Annotated in this window: 7 protein-coding genes and 1 pseudogene; 5 read left to right on the top strand and 3 right to left on the bottom strand. The window is 70.9% G+C overall.

What is annotated here, in order from left to right; translation table 11 throughout:
• Positions 1-92 precede the first annotated feature (92 nt).
• Both ACWF9Z_RS33770 and ACWF9Z_RS33765 read right to left on the bottom strand, forming a co-directional pair.
• Positions 93-755, bottom strand: a complete 663-nt coding sequence (locus ACWF9Z_RS33770) for a potassium channel family protein (protein WP_214953432.1) — start codon at positions 753-755, stop codon at positions 93-95.
• On the bottom strand, positions 752-1,420 hold the full coding sequence (locus ACWF9Z_RS33765; protein WP_453608931.1) for a potassium channel family protein: 669 nt from the start codon (positions 1,418-1,420) through the stop codon (positions 752-754). The genes ACWF9Z_RS33770 and ACWF9Z_RS33765 overlap by 4 nt, the downstream gene beginning before the upstream one ends.
• A 219-nt stretch (positions 1,421-1,639) precedes the next feature.
• On the opposite strand from ACWF9Z_RS33765, the gene ACWF9Z_RS33760 reads away from it, so the two are divergent.
• From ACWF9Z_RS33760 to ACWF9Z_RS33745, 4 genes and pseudogenes are all read left to right on the top strand, one after another.
• Positions 1,640-3,694: an APC family permease gene (locus ACWF9Z_RS33760; RefSeq protein ID WP_453608928.1), complete on the top strand. Its 2,055-nt coding sequence runs from the start codon at positions 1,640-1,642 to the stop codon at positions 3,692-3,694.
• 115 nt (positions 3,695-3,809) lie between these two features.
• Positions 3,810-5,141 (top strand): class I SAM-dependent RNA methyltransferase, encoded by a 1,332-nt coding sequence (locus ACWF9Z_RS33755; protein WP_453608925.1) that lies wholly within the window; start codon positions 3,810-3,812, stop codon positions 5,139-5,141.
• A gap of 1,353 nt (positions 5,142-6,494) precedes the next feature.
• Positions 6,495-7,109 (top strand): annotated as a pseudogene (locus tag ACWF9Z_RS33750) (FAD-dependent oxidoreductase); the annotation flags it as partial.
• A gap of 91 nt (positions 7,110-7,200) precedes the next feature.
• A complete protein-coding gene (locus tag ACWF9Z_RS33745; protein WP_453608922.1) occupies positions 7,201-8,511 on the top strand; it encodes an SgcJ/EcaC family oxidoreductase in 1,311 nt (436 codons plus the stop codon).
• 281 nt (positions 8,512-8,792) lie between these two features.
• Here the strand turns inward: ACWF9Z_RS33745 and ACWF9Z_RS33740 are convergent, their stop codons facing one another.
• The gene (locus tag ACWF9Z_RS33740) at positions 8,793-9,188 is read right to left on the bottom strand and encodes a nuclear transport factor 2 family protein (RefSeq protein ID WP_453608919.1); all 396 of its coding nucleotides are present in this window, start codon (positions 9,186-9,188) and stop codon (positions 8,793-8,795) included.
• A 96-nt stretch (positions 9,189-9,284) separates the two neighbouring features.
• Between ACWF9Z_RS33740 and ACWF9Z_RS33735 the strand changes: the two genes are divergently transcribed.
• Positions 9,285-9,899 (top strand): TetR/AcrR family transcriptional regulator, encoded by a 615-nt coding sequence (locus ACWF9Z_RS33735; protein WP_453608916.1) that lies wholly within the window; start codon positions 9,285-9,287, stop codon positions 9,897-9,899.
• Positions 9,900-9,977: the final 78 nt, after the last annotated feature.

The raw sequence follows: 9,977 nt of genomic DNA, 5'->3' as shown, positions 1-9,977 counted from the left end.
AACGGCTCCAGCCTTGCCCACTGTGCATCCGTCAGATCTCCACGCGCCACACCAAGATCATCACCGATCAAGATCCACTTTCGCAACAGACCCTAGTCCGCGGCCTGGAGGAGGTCCTCCAGCTGTTCCTCGCGGGCCTGGGCGGCCACGAAGAGGAGCTCGTCGCCGGGCTCCAGGGTCTCCTCGCCGTGCGGCGTGAGCACCCGGTTGCCCCGGATGATCGTCACCAGCGAGGTGTCCTCGGGCCAGGTGATCTCGCTGATCTGCTTGCCGGCGACCTGCGAGTCGGCGGGCAGGGTCAGCTCGACCAGGTTGGCGTCGCCGTGGCTGAAGCGCAGCAGCCGTACGAGGTCGCCGACGCTGACGGCTTCCTCCACGAGCGCCGACATCAGGCGCGGAGTGGAGACGGCGACGTCCACGCCCCAGGACTCGTTGAAGAGCCACTCGTTCTTCGGGTTGTTCACGCGGGCGACGACCCGGGGGACCCCGTACTCGGTCTTGGCGAGCAGTGAGACGACGAGGTTGACCTTGTCGTCACCCGTCGCGGCGATGACCACGTTGCACCGCTGCAGCGCCGCCTCGTCGAGCGAGGTGATCTCGCACGCGTCGGCCAGCAGCCACTCGGCCTGCGGCACCCGCTCCACCGAGATGGCGGTCGGCGCCTTGTCCACGAGGAGCACCTCGTGGCCGTTCTCCAGGAGCTCGCCCGCGATGGAGCGGCCCACCGCGCCGGCTCCGGCGATCGCGACCCTCATGCGTGTGCCTCCTCGGGACCCTCGGCGAAGGACGCCTCCACCTTGTCGATCTCATCCGTGCGCATCATCACGTGGACGAGGTCGCCCTCCTGGAGGACGGTCGCCGACGTCGGCAGCATGGCCTCGCCCAGCCGGGTCAGGAAGGCGACGCGGACGCCGGTCTCCTCCTGCAGCTGGCTGACCCTGTGGCCGACCCAGGCGGCGGAGGTGTGCACCTCGGCGAGCTGGACACCGCCGCTCGGGTCGCGCCACAGCGGCTCGGCGCCCGACGGAAGCAGCCGGCGGAGCATCTGGTCGGCGGTCCACCGCACGGTCGCGACGGTGGGGATCCCCAGGCGCTGGTAGACCTCGGCGCGCTTGGGGTCGTAGATGCGGGCGGCGACGTTCTCGACGCCGAACATCTCGCGCGCCACGCGGGCGGCGATGATGTTGGAATTGTCACCGCTGCTGACCGCCGCGAAGGCACCCGCTTCCTCGATGCCGGCCTCGCGAAGGGTGTCCTGGTCGAAGCCGACTCCGGTGACACGGCGGCCGCCGAAGGACGCCCCCAGCCGGCGGAAGGCGGTGGGGTCCTGGTCGATGACGGCGACCGTATGCCCCTGCTGTTCCAGGGTCTGCGCGAGGGCGGAGCCCACTCTTCCACAGCCCATAATGACGATGTGCACGGCCGTCCTTCCGGCTGTCAGCGGCTCGCTGGTTTCCAGCCTCTTTGCTGCTCTGGCTTAACAGGGTCTCAGACCATGGCCCAAGCTACACACGGGCGGTCACCAGTGTGCCCCTTTGCGCTGGAGGCTGCGTCTCTTTGCCCTGGATGCGGAGGGACTTCGTGCCGGATACCGGTGGGGGGTTCGTCAGTCTGATTTCGAACGCTTACGATCCACTGCGTGTCCAAACTGACCGACGTGCCCAAACGGATCCTGATCGGCAGGGCGCTACGCAGCGACCGCCTCGGAGAAACACTCCTTCCCAAGCGGATCGCCCTCCCTGTCTTCGCATCCGACCCGCTCTCCTCGGTGGCATATGCCCCTGGCGAGGTACTGCTGGTCCTGTCGATCGCGGGTGTGTCGGCGTACCAGTTCAGCCCCTGGATCGCCCTCGCGGTCGTCGTGCTGATGTTCACCGTGGTCGCCTCCTACCGGCAGAACGTCCACGCGTATCCCAGCGGCGGCGGTGACTACGAGGTCGCCAACACCAATCTCGGGCCCAGAGCCGGGCTGACCGTCGCGAGCGCCCTGCTCGTCGACTACGTCCTCACGGTCGCCGTCTCGATCTCCTCCGGTGTGGAAAACCTCGGCTCCGCCGTCGATTTCGTCATCGAGCACAAGGTGCTCTCGGCGATGATCATGATTGTCCTGCTCACGCTGATGAATCTGCGCGGCGTGAAGGAATCCGGAAATCTCTTCGCCATCCCGACGTACGTCTTCGTCGGCGCCGTTTTCGTCATGATCGCCTGGGGTGCCTGGCGCGGCCTCGTCATGGGCGACACCATGGAGGCCCCGACGGCCGACCTGGAGATCAAGGCCGAGCACCAAGGGATCGCCGGCTTCGCGCTCGTCTTCCTGCTCCTACGGGCCTTCTCCTCCGGATGTGCCGCCCTGACCGGCGTCGAGGCCATCAGCAACGGCGTACCCGCCTTCCGCAAGCCCAAGAGCAAGAACGCGGCCACCACCCTCGCCCTCATGGGCGCGCTGGCCTGCACCATGTTCTGCGGGATCATCGCCCTGGCCATGAGCACCAACGTGCGGATGGCGGAGAATCCCGCCACCGACCTGCTCAAGGACGGGGTCCCGGTGGGCCCCGACTACGTCCAGCACCCGGTCATCTCCCAGGTGGCCGAGGCCGTCTTCGGCAACGGCAGCTTCCTCTTCATCGTGCTCGCGGCAGCCACCGCGCTGGTTCTGTTCCTGGCCGCCAACACGGCGTACAACGGCTTCCCGCTGCTCGGCTCGATCCTCGCCCAGGACCGCTACCTGCCGCGCCAGCTGCACACCCGCGGCGACCGGCTCGCCTTCTCCAACGGCATCGTCCTCCTCGCGGGCGCCGCGATGCTGCTGGTGTGGATCTACGACGCCGACTCGACGAAGCTGATCCAGCTCTACATCGTCGGCGTCTTCGTGTCCTTCACCCTGAGCCAGGTCGGCATGGTCCGGCACTGGAACCGCCACCTGCGCTCCGAGCACGACCCGGCCGCGCGCCGCCGGATGCACCGGTCCAGGGCGATCAACACCTTCGGCGCCTTCTTCACCGGCATGGTGCTGGTGGTCGTCCTGGCCACCAAGTTCACCCACGGCGCCTGGGTCGCCCTGCTCGGCATGGTCATCTTCTACGGAACGATGACCGCGATCCGCAAGCACTACGACCGGGTCGCGAGCGAGATCGCGGCCGCCGAGGGCCCCAGCGAGGACAGCGTGCGCCCCTCGCGGGTCCACTCCATCGTCCTGGTCTCCAAGGTCCACAAGCCCACCCTGCGGGCCCTGGCCTTCGCCAAGCTGACCCGGTCGGACACCCTGGAGGCGCTCAGCATCAGCGTCGACCCGGTCGAGACCAAGGCGCTGCGCGAGGAGTGGGAGCGGCGCGGGATCAACGTCCCGCTGAAGATCCTCGACTCGCCCTACCGGGAGATCACCCGCCCGGTCGTCGAGTACGTGAAGGGCCTGCGCAGCGAGAACCCGCGCGACGCGGTCAGCGTGTACATCCCCGAGTACGTCGTCGGGCGCTGGTACGAGCACCTGCTGCACAACCAGAGCGCGCTGCGGCTCAAGGGGCGGCTGCTGTTCACCCCCGGCGTGATGGTCACCTCGGTGCCCTACCAGCTGGAGTCCTCCGAGCTCGCGAAGAAGCGGGCGAAGAAGCGCGCGGAGTGGAACGCGCCGGGCGCGGTGCGCCGCGGCCCGGTCGACACTCCCCGTCCGAGGCCGAAGGACCCGGCGGGGAAGTAGCACCCCGCCCCGGGCAAACGGGTGGCGAACGGCCGGACGAGATCCACGTAAACTGGTGGGTCGGTCGTCCGGCCGTTCCGCATTTTGTCTTTCTTAGCCTTGGAGCCTCCCCACCATGACGGAGCAGAACGAGAAGCAGTCACTGGTCGGGGAGGAGTACGAGGTCGAGGTCGGCCCCGTCGCACACGGGGGCCACTGCATCGCCCGTACCGCCGAGGGCCGCGTCCTGTTCGTCCGCCACACCCTCCCCGGCGAGAAGGTCGTCGCCCGCGTGACCGAGGGCGACGCCGACTCCCGCTTCCTGCGCGCCGACGCCGTCACCGTCCTGGACCCCTCCAAGGACCGGACCCCGGCGCCGTGCCCGTACGCGGGCCCCGGCAAGTGCGGTGGCTGCGACTGGCAGCACGCCAAGCCGGGCGCCCAGCGCCGGCTCAAGGGCGAGGTCATCACCGAGCAGCTGCTGCGGCTCGCCGGGCTCACCCCGGAGCAGGCCGGCTGGGACGGCACCGTCATGCCGGCCGAGGGCGACAAGGTCCCCGCCGGTGAGGTCCCGCAGTGGCGCACGCGCGTGCAGTTCGCCATCGACGAGGACGGCCGCGTCGGTCTGCGCAAGCACCGCTCGCACGACATCGAGCCCGTCGACCACTGCATGATCGCGGCGCCGGGCGTCAGCGAACTCGGCATCGAGCAGCAGGACTGGCCCCAGATGGCCACGGTCGAGGCCATCGCCGCCTCCGGCTCCGGCGACCGCCAGGTCGTCCTCACCCCGCGCCCCGGCGGCCGCCTCCCGCTCGTGGAGCTGGACAAGCCGGTCTCGGTCCTGCGCGTCGAGGAGAAGGACGGCGGCGTCCACCGCGTCCACGGCCGCCCCTTCGTCCGCGAGCGCGCGGACGGCCGCACGTACCGCGTCGGCATGGGCGGCTTCTGGCAGGTCCACCCCCAGGCCGCCGACACCCTGATCAAGGCCGTCATGCAGGGCCTGATGCCGCGCAAGGGCGAGATGGCCCTCGACCTCTTCTGCGGCGTCGGCATCTTCGCGGGCGCCCTCGCGGAACGCCTCGGCGACACCGGCGCGGTGCTGGGCATCGAGTCGACGAAGCGCGCGGTCGAGGACGCCCGGCACAACCTGGCGGACTTCCCCCGGGTCCGCATCGAGCAGGGCAAGGTCGAGCAGATCCTCCCGAAGACCGGCATCACCGAGTGCGACCTCGTCGTCCTCGACCCGCCCCGCGCGGGCGCCGGCAAGCAGACGGTCCGCCAGGTGGCCGCCCTCACCCCGCGCCGCATCGCCTACGTCGCCTGCGACCCGGCGGCCCTGGCGCGCGACCTGGCCTACTTCGCGGAGTCGGGCTACAAGGTCCGCACGCTGCGCGCGTTCGACCTGTTCCCGATGACCCACCACGTGGAGTGCGTGGCGATCCTGGAGCGGGTGGCGAAGGACGCCTGACCTGCCGTTTCTCTGAGTGTGCGTGACGGGCGTCACGTGCGTGAGGTGCGATGTCTTGACGCATACCTGACGCGCGCGACGCCCGTTTGACGCACGAACGGCGCACTGTCCGCCGAACCGGCACGCCCCTCCAGGATCCGTTCCCGCGGGTGGAACTGTGATCGCCGGGTACTTCCGTGGCCCGACAGCGGCGGCTCCTGGTCTCCCGGGCGCGGGTCAGCCAGGCCACCAGGAAACAGGAACCGTCGGCCCGGTCCTGTGCACGGACCCCCGCGTCCTCGCCGTGGCCGCCGACCATGTGCTCGCCAGGCGAACGTCGGTGCGACCGGAGATGTTCGCCGACTTCCGGCACACCATGGCACCCGTCATGCCAAATCACTGGGAGGACAGTCACCTGCCCTTCCGTGATCGGCGCTCTCGCCGGCTCCTGGCTCCGCGGCACCTGTCCGGCCCGGCCCGGATCGCCTGAGTGGCCAGGGCCCCGGGAGGTCAGGGGCCGCTCGATAACCGTCGGGTTATCGATGGACGTACAAAGTCCGTGTTGATCCGGACATGGCTCTCGCGGGAGGCTTCGGGTACCCGGGCAGGTTGCTCGTCGAGGGCTTCATTCCCCCGCCCGGCCGCTCATCCCACGAACCCCCGCTTCGTCAGGTGTGGCTTTCCGCTGCCCTGTTCCTGGACGGACCGGTCGTGGCGCCACTGCCTGACACGGGCTCACTCGGTCACCGGAGCCAGGAGCCAGGAATCAGACTGACGTGAGAGACAGGTTCGACATGACCGTGACGTACGCGAGGCACAACGCATTACGCAGAGAGTCGCACCTCCTCGACCGAGTCGCCGCCCGCGCTGATCGCGATCCCCGGAACGTCCTGCGGACCGCTGCGGGCTGGAACCTGTTCCGGAGTGCTTTGCGTGCGCACCGGGCGGCCGAGGACGAGGTCCTGTGGCCCTCCCTGCGTCGGGCTCTGAGCCGCCGATGCGGCGCGGATCCTGCCATGGCTCCTGGACGGCGCCGCTGAGCGGACCGTGCCCGCCGTTCTGGCACACCTCCTGCCCGGGTCCGCACACCAGGCGTACACGAACCCGTGGCAGCCGGCCTACGCGTTGCTCGACCGGTGGGGCACCGGGGCCGCTCCGGCCGGCGTGTGGCCCTGACCGCCCCGGTCGGGCGGACCCGCAGGGCATCCGGCTGACGCCGCCGGACGAGGCGGCCGACACCGCCGTAACGCATCACCGGCGCTCGGCCCCTTGCCGGATGCGATCACTTCACCCCGGCATGGCGGACCGATATCGACCGCCGCCCGGCCTCGAAGTCACTCTCAAGTCCAAGGAGTCTTCATGTGCAAACGCTTCGACGTCGTCGTGCTCGGAGCCGGCCCCGGCGGCTACGCGGCCGCCGTCCGCGCCGCCCAGCTGGGCAAGCGGGTCGCGGTCGTCGAGGAGAAGTACCTCGACGAGTCCGGCCCGCAGGTCCGCGTCACCGTCACCGGCAAGGACGGCTCCCAGAAGGTCCTGGAGGCCGACGAGGTCCCGCAGGCCATCGGCTTCGCGCCGAACGTCTCGGACTTCGGCCCGGAGAACACCGGTGTCGCCCTCACCGAGCGCGGCGCCATCGACGGCCGCTGCCGCACCTCCGTGCCGCACGTCCACGCCATCGGTGATGTGACCGCGAAGCTGATGCGCGCGCACACCGCCGAGGCCATGGGCGTCATCGCCGCCGGGACCATCGCGGACGCCGAGGCGATGGAGCTCGACCACCCGATGATCCCGCGCGTCACCTCCTGCCGGCCGCAGATCGCGCGCTTCGGCTACACCGAGGCCCCGGCGCGCGAGAAGGGCTACGACGTCAAGGTCGCCACGTTCCCGTTCATGGCGAACGGCAAGGCGCACGGCCTCGGCGACCCGACGCCGGGCGAGGCCGTGAAGGAAGCGGTCCACGGCATCGCCGGACACGCGATCAATCTCTGAGACGAAACCTCCGCGCACCGCGGGTTCGAAGCACGCCACCATGCCATCGAACGGGACGTTGTCGCGTCTCGTTCCTCAGGACGGGAACGTCATGAAGGTTCTGCTCACCGGTGCCACCGGCTACATCGGCTCCGCAGTCACCGACCACCTCAACGCCGCCGGCCATCAGGTCGTCGCGCTGACCCGGGGCGCCGAGCCGCGTCCTGGCCGGGCGTGGCACGCCCAGCTGGTCGGTGACACCGCCGACCCGGCCTCGCTGGCCGGTGCGGTGACCCCGGAGATCGAGGCCGTGATCCACCTGGCTCCCCCGAGCGGCGACGCCGACGTCGACACCGCCGCCATCGAGGCACTGGCCACTCCGCTGCGCGGCACCGGCCGCCCCTTCGTCTACACCAGTGGCGTCTGGGTACTCGGTGCCACGGGCGAGGACCAGGAGGTCGGTGAGGAGGCTCCGACCGATCCCATCGACCTCGTCGGATACCGCCCGCGGATCGAACGGCGGGTGCTGGCCGAGGCCGCCGAGGGCGTGCGCGCGGTCGTCGTCCGGCCCGGCATCGTGTACGGCCGCGGCGGCGGCATCCCCGCCCTCCTGGTCGACCGGGCCCGCCGGCAGGGGGCGCCCGAGTACTACGGCGAAGAGGGTGTGCGCTGGCCGACCGTCCACGTGGACGACCTCGCCGAGTTGTTCGTGGCCGCCGTCGAACGGGCCGGGGCCGGCACCCTCTGGCACGGCGTCGGAGAGTCCGCCGTCCCGGTCCGTGACCTCGCCCGGGCCGCCGGCCGCGCGGCCGGAGTCCTCGCCGCCTCGCACGCGGTGCCCGTGGAGCAGGCCGCCGAGGTCTTCGGCCCGCTCTTCGCGGACGCGCTCGCCCTGGACCAGAGCGTCAGCGGGGCGGCCGCCCGTACCTCCCTCGGCTGGCGGCCTGCCGGGCCGGGCGTGGTGGACGAGCTGGTGTCGGGCTCGTACCGGCCGGTCGAGGTGTTCGGCGCGCCCGACGGCCCGGAGACCGACGGCGAGGTGGCCGCGATCCGCCGCCTGGTCGCCGAGGTCGAGCACGCCCAGCAGAACGAGCTGGTCGACCGGTTCCTGAGCGTCTTCCGCCGGGAGGCCCCGGTGTGGACCACCGGCCACGGCAAGCGGCTGTCGGGCTTCGAGGAGATAGCGGCCTTCACCCGCACCGTGCTGCCCGGTGCCATGGCCGAGTCCACTGCCGTCTACGACGTCGAGCGCGTGCTGTTCCTGCGCCCGGACGTCGCCGCGGTGAACGTCCGCCAGCAGCCCGTCCGCCACGACGGCACCCGGATCGCCGACCGGCCCGAGGGCCGCCCGTTCTACATCCTGGTGAAGGAGGACGGCGCCTGGCGCGTCGGTGCCGCCCAGAACACCGTCGCGGCCGACTGACGCCCGCACGGCTTGCCGTGCAGTTTCTGCTCGAACTGCGGAAGGCCATGAGCCTCTGCGTCCGGCCCGGCCTCAGGGACGTCGCGCGCACCGCCACCAGGGCCTGGCCGGGACCGGACACGGCCGTGTCGTGTTCGTGCACGGCACGGCCGGACAGCCCGGCGACACTGTGCGACAGGTGGTAACTCGGCGTCCGGGGAGTGCCTTTCTCGTGACGTGGGTGGTACGCGGGTCGTGGAGGTGCGGATGCGCCGGAGCCGGCTCCGGCGCTTCGGTGCCGCTCACGCGTCGTCGGACTCCGTGGCCAGTGGGACCTCGCCGGCCGTCTTGCTGAAGCCGAGGGCCTCCGCGATCCGGCCGTCCGTCACGCGCATGACGTTGACGCCCTGCACCCACTCGTCGGGGCCGTCCCCGAAGCGGTAGGTCCACACGATGGTCGCGCGGTCGCCCGACACGATCACCTCCTGCGGGGTGAACTGCGAGGTGCGGTCCTCGACGAGCGCCGTCCACCACTCGGTACAGGCTGCGCGCCCGGAGACCCGCTCCCCGCGCGGCGCGGGCTGGACGCTCTCCATGACGCAGTCCTCGGCGACCAGGTCGGCCAGGAGGGCCGACTCGCCGTCGGTGAACGCGCGGTTGAAACGGGCGATGACTTCGGCGGTGCTGCGCACGGACATGACGCCTCCCTGAGTGAGGTAGACCAATCGGTCTACCTGTCATGGGATAGAGATAGACCGATTGATCTACTGCGTCAAGTGCCGCACAATCGCGCCATGACCGCTTCCGCCGCGCCGGGCCCCCGCGAACGCCTGCTGCTCGCCGCCCAGGAGCTGACCTACACCCACGGTGTCGGCGTCGGCGTGGACGCCCTGCTCAAGGCGGCCGGCGTCGCCCGCCGTTCCCTGTACGAGCACTTCGGCGGCAAGGACGGCCTCATCGCCGAGGTGCTGCGCCGCAGCACCACCGAGGACGTCGCGGAGTACCGTGCCACCATGGACGCCGCGGGCGACGACCCCCGGGCCCGGCTCCTCGCCGTCGTCGACCGGCTCGTCCGCATCGCCGCGGGCCCGGACTTCCACGGCTGCCGCTACCTGGCCGCCGACCTCGCGCTCACCGACCGGGAGCACCCCGGCCACGAGGTCACGCGGGCCTACCGGCGCACCCTCCACGGGCTTTTCACGGACGAGTTGGCCGCTCTCGGACACGCGCGCCCCGGCTTCGCCGCCGACCAGCTGCTCATGCTCGTCGACGGCCTTCTCGCCACCGGCGCGGCCCGCCCCGAGGACCGGCCGCCCGCCGCCGCGGCCCGCGCACTCGCCGAACACATCGTCGACGCCGGGTTCCCCCCAGCCGCTGCGACGACGGATGCCCCGCGTCAGGCGCCGTGAGATGTCGGGGCCGTCGACGGTTGCGGTGACCGTCTTCTCCGTGATTTCCCCGTTGGCCCTTCGTTCGGCAGACCCGGT

The sequence above is a fragment of the Streptomyces sp. NPDC054961 genome, assembly GCF_053609145.1.
The sequence above is the reverse complement of the archived record's forward strand: the minus strand, read 5'-3'. Positions and strand labels throughout refer to the sequence as shown.